The organism is Stenotrophomonas sp. YJH_SMC_10 (genome assembly GCF_059371555.1).
In genome coordinates, this window is record NZ_JCAFUS010000018.1 from 1 (window position 1) to 17,771 (window position 17,771).

General features: G+C 68.4%; 9 protein-coding genes and 3 tRNA genes. 6 read left to right on the forward strand and 6 right to left on the reverse strand.

Annotated features, from left to right (window positions below; translation table 11 throughout):
• The 6 genes from AC5P9C_RS18230 to AC5P9C_RS18255 all read right to left on the reverse strand — a co-directional run.
• Nucleotides 1-147: GTP-binding protein (locus tag AC5P9C_RS18230; RefSeq protein WP_230078978.1), on the reverse strand; the 147-nt coding region annotated here is incomplete at its 3' end.
• Between the two features lie 41 nt (nucleotides 148-188).
• Nucleotides 189-264 (reverse strand) — tRNA-Thr (locus AC5P9C_RS18235).
• A 49-nt stretch (nucleotides 265-313) separates the two neighbouring features.
• A tRNA-Gly gene (locus tag AC5P9C_RS18240) sits at nucleotides 314-387 on the reverse strand.
• Nucleotides 388-411: 24 nt separating this feature from the next.
• Nucleotides 412-497: transfer RNA gene (locus AC5P9C_RS18245), tRNA-Tyr, on the reverse strand.
• A gap of 137 nt (nucleotides 498-634) precedes the next feature.
• The gene (locus AC5P9C_RS18250) at nucleotides 635-1,651 is read right to left on the reverse strand and encodes an isoaspartyl peptidase/L-asparaginase family protein (RefSeq protein ID WP_495205236.1); all 1,017 of its coding nucleotides are present in this window, start codon (nucleotides 1,649-1,651) and stop codon (nucleotides 635-637) included.
• 105 nt (nucleotides 1,652-1,756) lie between these two features.
• Nucleotides 1,757-2,776, reverse strand: a complete 1,020-nt coding sequence (locus tag AC5P9C_RS18255; protein WP_343543325.1) for a cyanophycinase — start codon at nucleotides 2,774-2,776, stop codon at nucleotides 1,757-1,759.
• Nucleotides 2,777-2,946: 170 nt separating this feature from the next.
• On the opposite strand from AC5P9C_RS18255, the gene AC5P9C_RS18260 reads away from it, so the two are divergent.
• The 6 genes from AC5P9C_RS18260 (at nucleotide 2,947) to AC5P9C_RS18285 (ending at nucleotide 17,362) form a co-directional block, all read left to right on the forward strand.
• Nucleotides 2,947-5,685, forward strand: coding sequence for a TonB-dependent receptor plug domain-containing protein (locus tag AC5P9C_RS18260; protein ID WP_414615225.1), 2,739 nt, complete (start codon nucleotides 2,947-2,949; stop codon nucleotides 5,683-5,685).
• 163 nt (nucleotides 5,686-5,848) lie between these two features.
• Complete coding sequence (locus tag AC5P9C_RS18265) at nucleotides 5,849-8,620, forward strand: response regulator (protein ID WP_414615226.1); 2,772 nt, start codon at nucleotides 5,849-5,851, stop codon at nucleotides 8,618-8,620.
• Complete coding sequence (locus tag AC5P9C_RS18270; RefSeq protein ID WP_049464669.1) at nucleotides 8,617-9,810, forward strand: EAL domain-containing response regulator; 1,194 nt, start codon at nucleotides 8,617-8,619, stop codon at nucleotides 9,808-9,810. The genes AC5P9C_RS18265 and AC5P9C_RS18270 overlap by 4 nt, the downstream gene beginning before the upstream one ends.
• A 152-nt stretch (nucleotides 9,811-9,962) precedes the next feature.
• Nucleotides 9,963-13,193 (forward strand): hybrid sensor histidine kinase/response regulator, encoded by a 3,231-nt coding sequence (locus AC5P9C_RS18275; RefSeq protein ID WP_414615227.1) that lies wholly within the window; start codon nucleotides 9,963-9,965, stop codon nucleotides 13,191-13,193.
• A complete protein-coding gene (locus tag AC5P9C_RS18280; protein WP_130768565.1) occupies nucleotides 13,190-13,831 on the forward strand; it encodes a response regulator in 642 nt (213 codons plus the stop codon). The genes AC5P9C_RS18275 and AC5P9C_RS18280 overlap by 4 nt, the downstream gene beginning before the upstream one ends.
• 261 nt (nucleotides 13,832-14,092) lie before the next feature.
• Nucleotides 14,093-17,362, forward strand: a complete 3,270-nt coding sequence (locus AC5P9C_RS18285; protein ID WP_414615228.1) for an autotransporter family protein — start codon at nucleotides 14,093-14,095, stop codon at nucleotides 17,360-17,362.
• The last annotated feature ends 409 nt before the right edge of the window (nucleotides 17,363-17,771 follow it).

The following is a 17,771-nucleotide window of genomic DNA, read 5'->3' on the forward strand; positions in this document are numbered from 1 at the left end:
CGAGGAGTAATCCTTGAACTCGCCACCGAAGCGCTCGGCACCGATCTTGGTCAGTGCGGCGGTCAGCGTGGTCTTGCCGTGGTCGACGTGACCGATGGTGCCGACGTTGACGTGCGGCTTGGTGCGCTCGAACTTACCCTTGGCCATGGCTGCTTATCTCGAATTCGTCTGAGAGGTGATGCTTAAGATGGTGCTCACGAAAGGAATCGAACCTTCGACCTCTTCCTTACCAAGGAAGTGCTCTACCGACTGAGCTACGTGAGCCGAGTTTTGCATTATGACATGAACTCGATACTATTCAAAGTTCATTCAATGGAGCGGGAGACGGGAATCGAACCCGCACCATCAGCTTGGAAGGCTGAGGTTCTACCATTGAACTACTCCCGCGCCGGGAATGTCACAACGTGAAACTGGTGGAGGGAGGTGGATTCGAACCACCGAAGGCGTAAGCCAGCAGATTTACAGTCTGCCCCCGTTGGCCGCTTGGGTATCCCTCCTTACCACCCCGTCCCGTTGCCGCCGAAGCGTTGCGGTGTGTGGTGGTGAGCCGCTTATTCTGCTGATGGGACGAGGGGCTGTCAACGCTTTTTTCCATCTTTTTCACACGTCGTCGCAAACCCATTGATACGCAAGGTTATTGCCCGGGAGCCGGCAGTGCCTCGCTGGCGAAAATTGCGACATGGGGAACGCCGTCGGCGCCGATCCAGCCCCGATACATGCCCTGGGTGTTGAACGGCGCGGCCATTTTTCCATCGGCGCCGAGCACGATCGCGCCGCCGTCGCCGCCCAACTGCGGAATCGCCTGGTTGATGACGCCCTTGCCGGCCTGCTCCGGCGTCTGCCCCTGGTAGCGCATGCGCGCGCAGATCTCGTGCGCGGCCGCGGTGCGGATGTAGTACTCGCCCCAGCCGGTGCCCGACACCGCACAGCGCGCGTCGGCCCAGGTACCGGCGCCGATGATCGGCGAGTCACCCACGCGACCGTAGCGCTTGTTGGTCATGCCGCCGGTGGACGTGCCGGCGGCCAGGTGCCCCTGCGCGTCCAGCGCGACCGCGCCCACGGTGCCGAAGTGCCTTGCGGTCTCCAGGTCGGCATGGGCCTGGCCGCTGGCCTCTTCCTTCAGTGCGCGCTGCAGCTGCTGCCAGCGCTTCTCCGTGCGGAAGTAGGAGGGATCCACCAGGGCAATGCCCTGCTCGGCCGCGAAGGTTTCGGCGCCCTGCCCGACCATCATCACGTGCCTGGACTTCTGCATCACGGTCTGTGCCAGCAGGATCGGGTTGCGCACCCGCTGCACGCCGGCCACCGCGCCTGCGGCCTGGGTGGCGCCGTCCATCACGGCGGCGTCCAGCTCGTTGTGGCCGTCATGGGTGAAGACCGCGCCCTTGCCGGCGTTGAAGGTCGGATCGTCCTCCAGCACGGTGATTGCCGCAGTGACCGCGGCCAGCGCCGGGCGACCGGCCGCCAGTTCGGCATGCCCCTTCAGCAGCGCAGCGCGCAACGCATCACGCGCAGCCTTCTCTTCGGCCGGCGACAGGTCCCTGCGCTCGACGCCGGCGCCGCCGTGGATGACCAGCAGCGGCGAGACCGCTGGGGCGGCCTGGGCCAGCAACGGCAGGGACAGCAGCGCACACAGGGCCAGACGCAGTTTCATCGGGTACATCTCCAGCAGGACGAGGGAATGGATTGCAGGGTAGCGCCGGCCGCTGGCCGGCACGGGGCGCATCGGGGAAGGTGTGTTGCCGGCCAGCGGCCGGCCCTACCGAAGCGTGAACTCAATCTCGCCGTCGCTGATGTCGGCCACGGCCTGGTAATCGGCATCGGCCTGGACGTCGTCCAGCCGCATGCGGCTGCCACTGGCGACCACCGTTACCGGCACGGCATGGAAGCGCAGGGGTTCGCCCTCGACCAGACGATCGGCACCGCGGCCGGGGCTGACCACCCAGACCCGGCCCTGGCCGTCGGCGCTGTAGACCTGTGCCTGGCCATCGGGCTCCACGCACAGGGCGGTGTCCTCGTCGACGCCGATGCCGACGATGCCGGGGTCGCCGCTCTCCAGCGCGGCACGGGCCACGAACACGATGAGGCGTCCGAGCCGGTCGCGTTTGTCGAAATGGGTGTCGGTGACCACGCGCTGCAGGTAGGGCATCTGCAGGAAGCCGCTGTCGAGGGTCACCGCGCGGCCCATCGGGTCGGCCAGGGCGCCGGCGGAGGTGATGCTGCCGCCGTCCATCGCGCCGTAGGCATAGCCCCCCAGGATGGCGAGCCCGGCGCTGGTACCGGCGATCGGCTTGCCGGCGCGCACATGCGCGTTGAGCGCGCGGTTGAGCGCGGTGCCCTTCCAGAAGCGGATGTAGCGCGACTGGTCGCCGCCGGCAATGAAGATCGCATCGGCTGCAGCCACCACCCGCAGCACCGCCGGATCGTCGGCGCCGCGACGGCTGTCGAAGACCAGGGTCTGCACGGCGGTGGTGCCGCCGATCTGGTGATAGAGACGGTCCTGCAGCTCGTCCTTGCCGGAGGCCCGCAGGATCAGCACGCGGCCATGGCCGGCCTGCTTCAGCCACCACTGGAAGGCCTCGGGCACCCATTCGCCACCGCCCATCAGCATCATCGCCGGTACGCGCGGACCGGGTCTCGGCGCCTCCAGGTCACCCACTTCGTAGTAGGCGAAGCCCGGTCCCTGCAGGTCCTGGGCAGGGCTCGCGGACGGCCAGGCCAGGACCAGCGACAGCAGCCAGAGGAAGGCACCGCGCCGGAGACTGCAGAGGGGTCGCATCTTGATCTCCCTGAACAAAATCGACTTGCAAGCGTTTTCACTCTTTGCCAGATAGACACCCGGTAGTCAAGGACATGAAAAAGGCGTTAAATGCGCGCGCCCATTCCAGAAATATGAATGGGGGACAGGGCCCCTCCTCTGCGGGCCGGCATCATTTTTGAGAATTCCTCATGCGTAGACAGGCGATGGCGTGGTCGATCCAGCTGGCGTTGATGGGCGTGGCTGCTTCCGCGGCGGCCCAGGCACCGGCTTCCTCTTCGGTTCAACAACTGGACGCGGTGCAGGTCACCGGCTCGCGCATTCCGCGCGCCCAGGTGGAAGGCCCGGCCCCGATCACGGTGATCAACGCCGAGCAGATCCGCTCCAGCGGTTTCACCAGCGTGCCGGACGTGCTGCGTGCAATGACCCAGAACGGCGGTGAGACGCAGAGCCCGCAGTCCTCCAGTGGCGCCGACTTCTCGCCGGGCGCGCAGCAGGTGGACCTGCGCGGCCTGGGCCCGAACCATACGCTGGTGCTGGTCAATGGCCGCCGCATCGCCGACTTCCCGATGCCGTTCAAGGGCCGCAGCAACTTCACCGATGTCTCCAACATCCCGCTGGGAATGATCGAGCGCATCGAAGTGCTGACCGGCAGCGCGTCGGCCATCTACGGTTCGGACGCGATCGCCGGCGTGGTCAACTTCATCCTGAAGAAAAAGGCCGACGGCACCACCATCGACATGCGCATGGGCACCACCACCGAAGGCGGCGGTGAGTCGTTCGACATGAGCCTGGCCAGCGGTTTCAGCCGTGGCAATTTCAACGCCGTCTACAGCGTCGAACTGCAGTCGCAGACCCCGCTGTGGGCCTATGAGCGTGACATCCAGGACTCGACCCAGGATGGCCCCACCGAGGGCTCGCGCATCGCGCGCCGTGCCTACCTGCGCACCGACTACAACGATGACTACCTGGACCCGGGCGCGGCCACCTGCGAAGCGCTGTCCGGCCAGAACCAGGGCAGCACCTATCGCGCCTATCGCCCGAGGTACGGCTACTACTGTGGCAGTGACAGCTCGATCGGCTATGGCACCATCCTCAGCAAGCGCCGCGGTGCCAACGGCTACGCGTCGCTGAGGTACGACTTCGACAATGGCCAGCAGTGGTTCGCCGACGTGCAGCTGGGCTACCACACGATGTCGCTGATGCGCGACGTCACCAAGTGGGGCCGCATGGACGCCAACGGCGACGAGTCGGGGTATTTCAACAACGAAGCGACCGGCGAGATCGAGTTCTGGCAGCGCCAGTTCTCGCCCGAGGAAATGGGTGGCCTGCGCAATGCCATGGTGCGCAGCACGCAGAAGACCTTCAGCGTGACCACCGGCTTCAAGGGCAACCTGGCCGGCAACTGGGATTACGAAGCGGCATTGAGCCATTCGCAGTACCAGTCGCGGATCAGCTGGGCACAGATCATTGCCGCCAAGGCCAATGACCTGTTCCTCGGCCCGCAGCTGGGCGTGGATGACGACGGTTTCCCGATCTACAACGCCGACCCGTCGCGCCTGTACCGGCCACTGACCCGCGCCGAGTACGACGCGATCGCCGCGCGTACCACCTACACCCCGAAGTCGCGCACGGAGACCGCCGCCTTCACCCTGACCAATTCGGCCCTGTTCGCCCTGCCCGGTGGCGACGCCGGGTTTGCCGCGACCGTGGAAGTGGGCCAGCAGGCCTACTCGCTGAATCCCGATCCGCTGGCGACCGAGTACTACTACTACAGCTGGAAGGATTCGGACGGCAACGGTTCGCGCAACCGCTGGGCGACCGCTGCGGAGCTGCGCATGCCGCTGCACGAGACCGTCAACCTGAGCGTGGCCGGCCGCTACGACCAGTACCGCTATTCCGGTCACACCATCGGCAAGGCCACCTGGAGCGGCGGCCTGGAATGGCGCCCGATCGACACGCTGCTGGTGCGCGGTTCGTATGGCACCGCGTTCCGTGCGCCTGACCTGCACTATGTATTCGCCGGCCCGGGCAACGACGAGACCAGCGCCGAAGACCTGTACAGCTGCCGCGCCGACGGTGCCAGCGACTGTGCCGACTACGAGCGCAACCTGATCCGCAGCCGCACCGGCAACCGCCAGCTCAACCCGGAAACCAGCACCTCGTGGAGCGCCGGCGTGGTCTGGTCGCCGGCAATCGGCCTGGACCTGTCGGTGGACTGGTTCGACATCGACATGCGCAACCAGGTGCAGGACATGGATGTGCGCACGATCCTGGCCAACGAAGCGAACTGCCGCCTGGGCAGCGCCGACGTCACCTCGCCGACCTGCGTGGACGCGCTGGCCCGCATCACCCGCAGCAACGACGGGCGCCTGTATGGCGTGCGCGTGGAGCCGATCAACGTCGCCCGCGAGTCCACCTCCGGCATCGACGTCGGCCTGCGCTACCGCTTGCAGACAGGGATCGGCGATTTCATCTTCAACGGCACCCACACCTGGGTGAAGAAGCATGACTTCCAGCGCTACCCGGGCGACCGCAGCGAAGACCAGTTCGCAGTCAACAGCGGCTTCGACATCCCACGCACCAAGACCGGCCTGAGCGTGACCTGGGAAAAGGATGCGTGGTCGGCGACGGTGTACGGTTCGCGCCTGGGCAAGCTGCCGACCTCGGACAGCTACGATCAGGTGTTCGACTGGGACAGCGGTGACAGCCCGTACGTGAAGGCAACCTACCGCTACAACGCATCGCTGCAGTACCGCGTCGACGACCATTCGCGCCTGTCGCTGTCGGTGGTCAATGTGTTCAACAAGATGCCGCCGAAGGACCGTACCTACACTGCATACCCGTACTACGACGTGTCCTGGTTCGACAGCGTGGGGCGCACGATCAACCTGCAGTACACCCACAAGTTCGGTGGCAGCGCTCTGTAAGCGCCCGGCCAGCGCAGACACAGAAGACCCCCGCTCCGGCGGGGGTTCTTTTTTTCCGCCACCTGAACGGCACCTGCGCGTGTGCTTCAGCCCTGCCCGGCCGCAGGGGATTTTAGGAAACGGCTGATTCCGCGCCTTCCGCGCCGCTCCCTAGCATCGTTGCATGTTCCGCTTTCCCCGCCCTTCGCTGCAGCAGACCGTGCCATCGGCCACCGCGTCGGTGCTGTTGCGCTGCCTGACCGTGTGCGTCTTCCTCTGCCTGGCTGCGGCGGCCGGCTTCTACCTGCTCACGGCGTTCACCGAGGACATCTCGACCCATCGCCGCGAGATGAATGCCGCCGCCTACAAGGCCCAGATCTATTTCGACCAGCGCGAAGCCCTGCTGCGGTACCTGGGCGATTCGGTGCTGGCCGGCCGCCCGGATGCGCCCACTGCGGACAGCGAAGGCATGCGCCAGGTGGCGCTGGATGGCCCCGGCGGCCAGCCGGGCCAGCGACTGTTGTTGTCGGCACGCGCCGAGCACACGCTGCAGGCGCTGCAGACGCACCTGCTGCTGGTCGATGCGCGAGGTGCACATTGGCTGGCCGGCGACGCGGTCGACGTCGACCTGGCGCGCCTGCCATCGCTGCGTGCACTGCAGGCGCGCAACGGCAGCCTGGAGGGCGCGGACCCGGTGTACTGGCTGCGCCCGGGTGAGCGTGGCGTTGCACTGGCAAAGCCGGTGCAGGCCGGTCCGCAGCCGGCGCAGTGGCTGGTACTGCTGCTTGATGACGATGCAGCGGCGGGGATGATCGATGGCCAGGGCATCGGCGGTTACGCGCTGCTGGACCGTGCTGGACAGCCCGCACTGTCCAGCCAGGCGCCGCGGCTGGACCGCGCGGGCTGGACGACCCTTCAACAGCGCCAGAACGACAGCTTCGGCACGTTGTGGAGCGGCGGACTGCCGCGTGGCGTAGCGCTGGTCAAGGGCGTCGGCAGCGATGGCTGGCGGCTGGTCTACCACCTGCCGCCGCCACTGCTGCTGGGTGACCTGGCCGCGCCTCTGCTGGTCTGCCTCCTGTTGCTGCTGCTGGCCGGCGTCGCGCTGCACCTGCTGCAGCATCGCGTGGACCGCCAGTTGATCCAGCCGGCCCTGCAGCAGCACCGCCGGTTGCTGGAGAACCTGGATTTCAGTTCGACGGTGATCGACATGGCACCGGTCGGCATCTGCGTCCTGCGCCGCGACGACCGCGCGCTGCTGCTGTCCAACCAGCTGCTGCGCGACTGGCTGGGCGAAGAAGGCGAGCACAGCGACTGGCAGGCTCCGTGGCGCGGGCACGCCGGCGAACGCGGGCGTGGGCTGGAGTTCACCACCCGCGACGGGCGCCAGCTGCAGGTGCTGCACGCGGCCTGCCGCTACCAGGGCGACGACGTGCTGCTGTGCGTCTTCCATGATATTTCCCGGCACCGCCAGGCCCAGGCCGCGTTGTCGTCGGCGCGCCAGGCCGCCGATGCGGCCAACCAGGCCAAGAGCGCGTTCCTAGCCACCATGAGCCATGAGATCCGCACCCCGCTGTACGGCGTGCTGGGCACGCTGGAACTGCTGGGGCATACCGAACTGGATGCCCGGCAGTCGCAGTACCTGCGCACCATCGAGAGCTCTTCATCGGTCCTGCTGCAGTTGATCAGCGACGTGCTGGATGTTTCCAAGATCGAATCAGGACAGCTCAGCCTGGAACCGGCGGCGTTCTCGCCGCGCGAACTGACCGAGAGCGTGCTGCGCAGCTTCGCCGCGTCGGCCACCTGCAAGGGCCTGCAGGTCCTGGTCTGCACCGATCCGCGCCTGCCGACGCGGGTGCTCGGTGATGCCGACCGCATCCGCCAGGTGCTGGCCAACCTGCTCAGCAACGCGATCAAGTTCACCGAGCATGGCCGGGTGGTACTGCGCGTGCGCCAGGTCCAGCGCGAAGGCGATTCGAGCGTGCTGGCCTGGCAGGTCACCGACACCGGCGTCGGCATCCCCGCTGAGGAGCAGGCACGCCTGTTCGAACCGTTCCGGCAGGTGCGCGGTGCGGCCAGCGCGCAGGGCACCGGGCTGGGCCTGTCCATCAGCGACCGCCTGGTGCGCCTGATGAGCGGCGAACTGCAGGTGGTGAGCGAGCCGGGCCTGGGCAGCAGCTTCAGCGTCCGCCTGCCGCTGCCGGTCCTGGCCGCCGCCGAAGACGGCCCCGCGCTGCTGCCGGAGCCGCCGATCCTGGTGCGCGGCCGCAACCGCGAGCTGGTCGACAGTGCCTGTGGATGGCTTCGTCGCTGGGGCGCCAACGCACAGCCCCTGCAGGGCGACCCGGCGTTGCTGGACCATGATGGCGCGATCCTGCTCGATGGCGAAGCCGGGATGCCGCTGGCGTGGACAGGACCGCGCGTGGTGGCGTCGATCGAGGGCGGTGACCAGCCGATCGTCGCGGCCGATGGCAGCCTGGTGGTGACCCTGCACGGCATGGCCGCGATCGGCAATGCGCTGGCCAACGTGCAGCGGCAACGTGCGGCGCAGCCGGAGCCCGCCCGCCTGGCGCCACCGATGCCGCTGGGCCTGCGCGTGCTGGCCGTCGAGGACAATCCGATCAACCGGGTGATCCTGGCCGAGCAGCTGCGCACCCTGGGCTGCGAGGTGGAGCTGGCCCAGGACGGCGTGGAAGCCCTGCAGCGGTGCCGCGATCAGTGCTTCGACCTCGTGGTGACCGACATCAACATGCCGCGCATGGACGGCCACGCACTGGCCCGCCAGCTGCGCGATGACGGCAGCCTGGTGCCGGTGATCGGCGCCACCGCCAATGCCACCGCCGAGGAACGCGAGCGCTGCCTGGCCAGTGGCATGCAGGGCTACCTGAGCAAACCCATCGACATCGCCCGCCTGCGCAAGGCACTCACCGCCCTGCGCCAAGGAGACCCCGCATGACCCAGCGTGTCCTGATCCTGGAAGACCAGGCCTTCCAGCGTGGCTTCCTGGCCAACCTGTTCGGCAGCCGCGCCGACGTCCAGGTCGATGCCTGCGAAGACGTCGAGGCGGCCATCGCGCTGTGTGCGTGCCAGCCCTACGACCTGGTGGTCAGTGACCTGCTGATGCCCGGGCAGGACGGCATCCAGTTCATCCAGGCCCTGGCGGCCCAGCCGCGTCCGCCGCGCCTTGCGGTGGTCAGTGCGGCGCCGCGGCGGATGATGACCTCGGCACGGCTCATGGCCGAATCGCTGGGGCTGGATGTGATCGGCCTGCTGCCCAAGCCGGTGGCGGCGGCCGACGTGGACGCCCTGTTCGAGGCCCTGGCGCAGGCGCGTCCGGCCGCCGGCGAGGTTCCCGCGCGCGCACCGGCAGCGCCCGAACCGGACGCATCCCAACTGCGCCAGGCCATGGCCGACGGCAGCCTGACGGCCTGGTTCCAGCCGAAGAAATCGCTGCAGTCCGGACGGGTGGTGGCGGCCGAAGCCCTGGTGCGCTGGCGCCATCCGCAGCTGGGCACGCTGGCCGCTGGCAGCTTCCTGCCGGCGATCTGCCGCCACGGGCTGGAGGGCGAGCTGCTGCGGATGATGCTCAAGGCCAGCATCAGCGCACAGGCACGCTGGCGCAAACAGGGCTTCCGGGTACCGGTATCGATCAACCTGCCGCCTCATCTGCTGGAACAGTCGGACCTGCCCGATGAACTGCTGGCGCTGACCCTGGCCCACGGCGGCAGCCCCGGTGAGTTGTGCTTCGAGCTGATGGAGAACAGCACCACGCGGCACGTCAGTGATTTCTATGCCGGGGCCTGCCGGCTGCGCATGAAAGGCTTCGGCCTGGCCCAGGATGATTTCGGGCAGGGCCTGAGCTCGGTCCACAATCTGGTCAATACCCCCTTCACCGAGGTCAAGATCGACCGCGCGCTGGTCAGCGGCTGCGCCCGTGATCCTGCCCTGCACCTGACCCTGTCGACGGTGATCGCACTGGCCAACCAACTGGGCCTGACCATCGTGGCCGAAGGCGTGGAAAGTGATGCGGACCTGGCCGCACTGCGTCAGCTCGGATGCAGCCAGGTGCAGGGCTTCCTGATCTCGCAGGCGCTGCCGTCGGACGAGTTCACCCGCCTGCTGGACGAGGAAGCGCCCTGTGGATGACCGCCTGCGGGCCGCGCTGCGCTGACGCCGGCTCCGCGGCGGCTTCACGAAACCATCAAGCGGCATTGATGATCCTGTCTGCGCTGCGGCGGGGGGACCTGTGCCGCTGCTGCTACCGGTGCCGCTGTGCGCCCCCTGCTCCGAGACCTGCCATGCCGGCCGAGGCCGCTCCCGTCCGCCGACTCGCCCGCCGCTCGCTGCGCGTCCATGCCGTGCTGATCGGCGTGGTGGCACTGGCGACCCTGCAGGCCGGACTGCTGCTGTCGGCCGGTTCGCAGCTGCTGAACGAAGAGCGCAGCAAGATCGAGTTCCACTTCCGCCGCCTGGACGGCACGCTGCGCGAGCAGGAGCGCTTCCTGCGCCAATGGCGGCTGCATGACGTCGGCATGCAGGGGCCACCGCTTGCCGATGCCAGCGGCGAACTGCAACACGGCCCGCTGTTCGCGCACTTTGCGATGGTCGGAAGCGAGGGCGCCAGCCCTTCGCCGCCGTCCGAACTGGGCAACCGTTTCCTGCGCTTCTATGGCACGTTCTGGTCGGCCTCGCGCTACCCACCGCCGCAATGCCTGCTGGTCAACGGCCAGGGCACGCGCGGGTTGCTGGCACCGGTGCAGGTCGGCCGTCATGACGCCGGCCAGAACAGCCCGCATCACCTGCGCCCGGCGATCGCCGACATCCACCGGGCGCTGGCCACGCGGCCCGCGCTGCGGCGTGGCGGCATCGCCTGGGTGAGCGTGCCGTGGCGCGACCGCCAGACCCGCCTGCTGGCCATCGCGCACGCCCCACAGGATGCGCGGCTGTGGGGGGAGGATGGCCGGGATTCACAGGCCGCGCTGGCGTGCCTGCTGGATCCGGCGCGTGTTGATGACTACCGCCAGGTGCTGGGTGTCCCGGTGTTCCAGCGGCTGTCGCTGTTCGATCCTGAGGGCCAGCGCCTGCTGGGCGATGCCGCAGACGCCAGCGACACCGGCACCGCCACGCGGGCCGGCCTGGACGGCCTGCAGTTCCGCATGCGCAGCGAGCGCGGCTGGCAGGCGGTCTACCACGTCAGCTGGCGCCAGGTATTCCAGCACCCGCAAGGGCCGTTGCTCGGCGCGACGGTGGCGGCCCTGCTGCTGGCGCTGGGTGGCACGCTGCTGCTGCGCGCGTACCGGCGTTCGGTCATCGAGCCGCTGCGCAGCCACCACGCGCGCCTGCTGGAAAGCGAGGCCTTCAGCCGCACCATCCTGGACAACGCACCGATCGGGCTGTGCCTGCTGCGGCGCGACGATGGCACGGTATTGCTGGACAACGCCCTCGCCCGCCGCTGGCTGGGCGAGGACCATCACGCAGGCGGCTGGCATGGCCCCTGGCGGCAAAGCGTGCTGGCCGCTGGCGGCACCACCCTCGGCGACGGACTGGCCTACACCACGCCTGAAGATCGCCACCTGCTGGTGACGGCGACACCGGCGCGCTATCGCGGCGAGCCGGCGGTGTTGTGCCTGTTCATCGATCTCAGCAGCCAGCACGAGGCCGAACAGGTACTGCAGCAGGCGCGTCGCGCTGCCGACCAGGCCAACCGCGCCAAGAGCCAGTTCCTGGCCACCATGAGCCACGAGATCCGCACGCCGCTGTACGGCGTGCTCGGTACGCTCGAACTGCTGGGGCTCACGCCGCTGGATGCGCGGCAGCAGGAGTACCTCGCCACGATCCAGCGTTCGTCCTCGACCCTGATGCAGTTGATCAGCGACATCCTCGATGTCAGCAAGGCCGAGGCCGGACAACTGAGCCTGGAGCCCAGCCCGTTCGATCCGGTCCGGCTGACCGAAGATGCACTCGACTCGTACGCCGCCGCGGCCGCCAGCAAGGGGCTGCAGTTCTACGCCTGCATCGATGCCGACGTGCCCTCCAGGGTATGCGGTGACGCCGCACGGATCCGCCAGGTGCTCAACAACCTGATCAGCAACGCGCTGAAGTTCACCGACAGCGGGCGCGTGGTGGTGCGCGTGTCGGCACGCTGGCAGGCACAGCGCTGCTGGCTGCAGTGGCAGGTGGCCGATACCGGCATCGGCATTGCCAGTGAACACCAGGCGCATCTGTTCGAGCCCTTCTTCCAGGCCAACCCGGGCACCGACGCGATGCGCGGCACCGGCCTGGGCCTGGCCATCTGTGCGCACCTTGTGGCGTTGATGGAAGGCCAGCTGCGCGTGGTCAGCGAGAGTGGCCTGGGCAGCAGTTTCAGCGTCGAACTGCCGCTGTCCCCGGCGCCGGCGGATCCGCAGCAATGCCCGGCACCGCAGTTGCCGGCGGGGTTGCAGGTGCAGGTGCGCGGCAATGTGCGCGAGCTGGTGCAGTCGCTGTGCGAGCGCCTGCAGCAGCGCGGCGCGCACGCCGGCGCGTACCGGGAAGACAGCGCCACGGGCCTGCCAGCGGCTGCGGTACTGCTTGACCTGGTCCTGGACGGCCCGCGGCCACACTGGGCCGGTGGCGCGCGCGTTGTCGCCTGCCGCGACGGCGGCGTGCGGCCCCGGCTGATCGATGGCTTCTGGCAGGTGGGACTGCATCGGTTCGATGCGATCGTGATGGCGTTGGCCGCCGCCGCAGGCCAGCCCCTGGCGGCCAGTGCCAACGGACGCCTGCCCCTGCCGCGGCGCTTCGGCCTGCAGGTGCTGGTGGCCGAGGACAATCCGATCAACCAGGCCATCCTGCGCGACCAGCTGGAGCAGCTGGGCTGCCGCGCCGTGGTCGCCAGCGATGGGAATGAAGCGCTGGGCTACTGGCAGCAGGGTGCGTTCGCGCTGGTGCTGACCGACCTGAACATGCCCGGCATGGATGGGTACGGCCTGGCCCGTGCCCTGCGCGCGCGCGGTGCCCGCGTACCGATCCACGGCGCCACCGCCAACGCCGACCCGGCCGAGCGACAACGCTGCCAGGAGTCAGGCATGCAGGGCGTACTGGTCAAGCCGATCACGCTGGAAGCCCTGCAGCGCCTGCTGACCCGGATCAGCCAGGGCGACGCAGGCGTCCAGGCGCTGCCGGAGAGCCCGGACTCCGCCGATGCGCGCGATGATGATGATGCGCCACTGCAGGTTCCGGACAGGATGCAGGCGCTGTTCGTGCAGACCATGCGGGGCGACCTGGACAGCCTGCGCCAGGCGATCGCCGCCGCCGACCCCGCACGCGTGGTGCAGGTACTGCATCGCATCCGCGGCGCACTGGTGATCGTCGGCGCGCCAGCCCTGGTGGACCGCGGCCTGCAGATCGAACATGCCCTGGCGGGCGGCGCTGACCTGGCGACCCAGGCGGCCCCGCTTGCCGGCTTCCAGCGGCGCCTCGAACAACTGCTGCACCCCCTGCTTGACCCCGCATCCCCCTCCCTTCCCGACGACCCGGCCCTGCCATGACCACACGGATCCTCATCGCCGACGACCACCCGATCGTGCTTGCCGGCATCCGCGACGTGCTGGCTGGGGAACTGGACCTGGAGGTCGTGGGCGAAGCGGCCGACCCGGCGACGCTGATCGAGCTGATGACCCGGACCCGGCCACAGGCGGTGATCACCGACTACAGCATGCCCGGGGGTGATCGCTTCGGGGACGGCATCAAGCTGATCTCGTTCCTGCGCCGCAGCTTTCCGGAGACACGCCTGCTGGTGCTGACGATGGTATCCAACCCGTCGCTGGTGGCGGCGATGTATGCCGCAGGCGCCGGCGGCGTGGTGCTCAAGAGCCATGGACTGGGCAGCCTGGTACAGGCCCTGCGCGTGGTGCTGGCCGACCGGGTCTACCGGCCCCCGGGCCTGCTGCCGGTAGACGCGGGTGAACCGGCCGATGCCGAGGCCGTGCGTGCGCGCCTGTCACCGCGCGAGCTGGAAGTGATCCGCCTGTTCACCGGCGGCATGAGCGTGGGCGAGATCGCACGACAGCTGCAACGCAGTGCCAAGACGGTCAGCACGCAGAAGATCAGCGCGATGCGCAAGCTCGGCGTGGACAGCGACCAGGCGCTGATCGAGTACTGCCTGCAGGCCTCGTTGTTCGCCTGAGACCGACTCCGGGCTGAATCGCGCGGGTGATGTACGCGGGCCACAGTGGCTTTAGGAAACGCCTGATTCCATAGGACGGCGCCGATTTCTAGGCTGGATGCATCCCGCCATGGTGCGCGTGCCAGCAGCACTGCGTCGCCGTGGGGGACGGAAGCCCGATGGCGCCTGCAGCCGCCATCGCATGTGGCTTCCGCAGCGACGCGGCCCTGCCGCGCCAGTTCGCGCAGCCGTGCTGCGCCCTGCCACAGGAAGTCCAACAGCATGTACGCCTCCCCTACACGGCGCCGCCGTGCGTCCGGGCGCGCGCGCCGCGCGCCTGCCCCGCTCCTTCCCACCCTGCTGGCGACCGCCCTGTGGGCGGCACTGCCGGTCCACGCCGCCGATCTGACCGGCCCACTGCAGGTCAGCGACGGCAACACCCTGCAACTCGGTGCGGACGATGTCCTCACCCATGCCGCCGGCAGCTTTGCGCTGACCGTCACCGGTGCGGGCAGCCAGGCGGTGATCGACGGCAGCCGTATCAACGTGACCGGCAGTGGCAGCGCCGTGTCCGCCAGCAATGGGGGACAGGTGCAGCTGCGCAACGCGACGCTGTCGATCGCGCCGGCCACCGGTACGGGCTTCTATGCGCTGTACGCCAATGGCGCTGGCAGTGTGATCGACGCACGCGACGTCGACATCGACGCCACCCGCAACGGCAGCGGATTCGGCAGCGTGCAGGCCTACAACGGTGGCGTGATCCACTATGCCGGGGGCCGTCTTTCAATGACCGGGACCGGTGGCACGCTGGCCGGTGCGTCCGGCAAGGGCAGCGAACTGCACCTGGCCGATCTGCAGATGAGCGCCGACGGCGGTGCCCGCCTGCGCGCCGACAGCGCCGGCCTGCTGACGATCCGCAACAGCCGCATCACCCTCGCCCCCGGTGGCATCCTTGCCGGCGTGGCGGCCGACGGCGTGGGCAGCCGCGCCGAGCTGTACGACACCTACCTGCAGGGCGGCTGGTTCGATATCGACAGCGGCGGCAGCCTGCTGCTGGAGAACGTGGAAGCCCATTCGGTGGGCGGCAGCATGCGACTGCTCGGCAGCACCCTCAGCAAGACCTATTCCAGCGCGGTGATCAACGGCGGCAGCTTCTTCACCGTCGGCGGCTATGGCGTGAACATCAACAGCTGGGGCGAACTGACCGCCCGCGACGCGACCTTCGATGTACGCGAAGGATATTCCGGCTTCTGGCTGGCCAGCGATGCGTCGCGCCTGCAGCTGACCGACAGCAGCGTCGACACCTGGACCGACAGCTACGGCCATGGCGTGGAGATCTACGGCGGCACCGCCACGGTGCAGGGCGGCCGGATCACCACGCACGGCGATGCGACCTATGGTGTTCGCGTGACCGGCTCCACCGGCAGCTCCGCCAGCCGCATCGAAGCCACCGGCAACGTGATCGATGTGCGCGGCGACGGCGGCGGCGGCGTGTTCATCGGGGGCTCCACCGCCACCGCGCTGCTCGACAGCGTCGCGATCCGCGGCGACGGCGAGAACGTGTTCGGCATCGTGCACATGAACACCGCACGGCTGACCCAGGCCGATCGCCTGGACATCCGCATGACCGGCAGCAACAGCGGCGGCTATCGTTCGTACCTGACCGCGTTCGGCCCTTACTGGAACCGCGCCACCTTCAACGACAGCCATATCGAGACCGCCAGCGGCGCCGCGTTCTGGCTGCAGGGCAGCAATCATGCGTTGACCGTCAAGGGCAGCGAGGTGACCGCCGGCGATGGCGACGGCCGGCTGCTGCGGATCAGCGACACGGTGTTCACCGACGGCAGCAGCGTGGCGACCAGCCGCATCGACTTCAACGCCGACGCCAGCACGCTGCGCGGCGACGTGGTGGTCGACAGCGCAACCGCCGACGTCCACCTGCTGCTGGGCAACGGCACGCTCTTCAGCGGTGCCCTGCGCAGCGATTCCGGCTACCAGGTCGCGCAGCTGTCGCTGGATGGCAGCAGCCAATGGAACGTGCGTGCCAGTTCCAGCGTCGGCGCCCTCGATCACGCCGGCACCATCGCCTTCGATGCGCCGACGGCCGGCGACTTCAAGACCGTCACTGTCAGCGGCGACTACGTGGGCAACGGTGGCCAGTGGATCTTCAACCGCGCACTGGGTGACGACACCTCGCTCGGCGACCAACTAGTGATCAACGGCAACAGCAGCGGCACTGCCAACGTGAGCGTGCGCAACGCCGGCGGCGCCGGAGCACTGACCCAGGAGGGCATCCGCCTGATCACCGTGGCTGGCCAGTCGGATGCACAGTTCAGCCTGCAGGGCCGCGCGGTTGCCGGTGCCTACGACTACTTCCTGTTCAAGGGCGGCGTGTCGACCCCGGATGACGGCAACTGGTACCTGCGTTCGGAATACGTGCCGCCGGTCGATCCGCCGGAGCCGCCGGTTGATCCGCCGCAGCCACCCGATCCCCCGGTCGATCCGCCGTCGCCGCCGGAACCGCCGATCGATCCGCCACTGCCGCCGGAACCGCCGGTCGATCCGCCGCTGCCACCGGAACCGCCGATCGATCCGCCGCGCCCGCAGGTGGAACGCCCGGAACCGGCGGCCTACCTGGCCAACCGCAACGCCGCGCTGGGCATGTTCCGGCACAGCCTGCACGACCGCGCCGGTGATCCCGCCGCCGAGGCCGGCGCAAGCAGCGATGCCGTGGCCTGGATGCACTTGCGCAGCGCGCAGCCGGACAGCCACGACCGCAACCGCCAGGTGCACGTCGATGGGCAGATCAGCAGTGTGCTGGTCGGCGTCGGACGCCGCTTCGAAGTGGGCGGTACCGGCGAACTGCAGGCAGGTGCGATGCTTGGCCACGGCCGCGCCCGCAATGACAGCCGCTCGCAGCTGACCGGCTACACCGCACGCGGCGTGGTCACCGGCACCAGCGTCGGTGCCTATGCCACCTGGCTGCAGGATGCGCAGATGCGCGGTGGCGCCTATGTGGATGGCTGGCTGCAGTACGGCCGCTTCCGCAACAGCGTGCAGGGCGATGGCTTGCAGAAGGAGCGCTATGACGCGCGCAACTGGAGCGCGTCGGCCGAGGCCGGCTACGTGCTGCCGCTGCGCCAGACCGCGCAGCGTGGCGTCTACCTGCAACCGCAGCTGCAGGTGGTGCACAGCCGCTACGACAGCGACCGGCTGATCGAAGCCAACGGCACGGTGGTCGAAGACCATGGCGGTGGCGACACCAGCACGCGCCTCGGCCTGCGTCTTTACAGCCGTGGGTTGAGCCCGGCGCAGGGCCAGGTGCACCCGTACGTGGCGGTGAACTGGTGGTCCGGCGGCAATGGCGCGGGCCTGGCGATGGACGGCGAGCGCCTGCAGCGGCCGTTGCCGCGCGACATCTACGAAGCCAAGGCCGGTGTACAGGTGGATCTGTCCGGTGGCTGGCGCGGCTGGGGTGAATTGAGCCGGCAGAGCGGTGGCATGGGCTTCCGCGATGTCGGTGCCCAGCTGGGCGTGTCGTACACCTGGTGATGCGGGACGTGCCCGGCAAGGGAGTGCCGGGCGCTTTTCCACACGCCGCGTGGAAAGCCATGCGGACTTGATGTGGACAAGTGACCGCGAACGTTGCGGCGCAAGCGTTTGAAAGGCTGGTGAATTTTTATCCATGCCCATCCGCGGTTTTCCACATGCGCCGTGGAGAGCGGTTGGGATTTGATGTGGACAAGTGGGTGGGAATGTTGCCACGCAAGCGTTTCGATGCGTGGCGAAATTTTGTCCACGCGGAATGATTGAGGTGCGTAGCGCCGGGTCCACGCTCGGCTCCGTCCATCGCAGCCGAGCATGGGCTCGGCGCTACATCGGCTTCGCCGGTTTTCCACACCCGGCGTGGAAAGCGATGGGAGTTTGCTGTGGACAAGTGCCGGCGAACATCACGCCGCAA

Coding starts and splice junctions, on each gene's coding strand:
- AC5P9C_RS18250 (WP_495205236.1), bottom strand. CDS start 1,651: ATGAAACTGCGTCTGGCCCTGTGTGCGCTGCTGTCCCTGCCGTTGCTG.
- AC5P9C_RS18255 (WP_343543325.1), bottom strand. CDS start 2,776: ATGCGACCCCTCTGCAGTCTCCGGCGCGGTGCCTTCCTCTGGCTGCTG.
- AC5P9C_RS18260 (WP_414615225.1), top strand. CDS start 2,947: ATGCGTAGACAGGCGATGGCGTGGTCGATCCAGCTGGCGTTGATGGGC.
- AC5P9C_RS18265 (WP_414615226.1), top strand. CDS start 5,849: ATGTTCCGCTTTCCCCGCCCTTCGCTGCAGCAGACCGTGCCATCGGCC.
- AC5P9C_RS18270 (WP_049464669.1), top strand. CDS start 8,617: ATGACCCAGCGTGTCCTGATCCTGGAAGACCAGGCCTTCCAGCGTGGC.
- AC5P9C_RS18275 (WP_414615227.1), top strand. CDS start 9,963: ATGCCGGCCGAGGCCGCTCCCGTCCGCCGACTCGCCCGCCGCTCGCTG.
- AC5P9C_RS18280 (WP_130768565.1), top strand. CDS start 13,190: ATGACCACACGGATCCTCATCGCCGACGACCACCCGATCGTGCTTGCC.
- AC5P9C_RS18285 (WP_414615228.1), top strand. CDS start 14,093: ATGTACGCCTCCCCTACACGGCGCCGCCGTGCGTCCGGGCGCGCGCGC.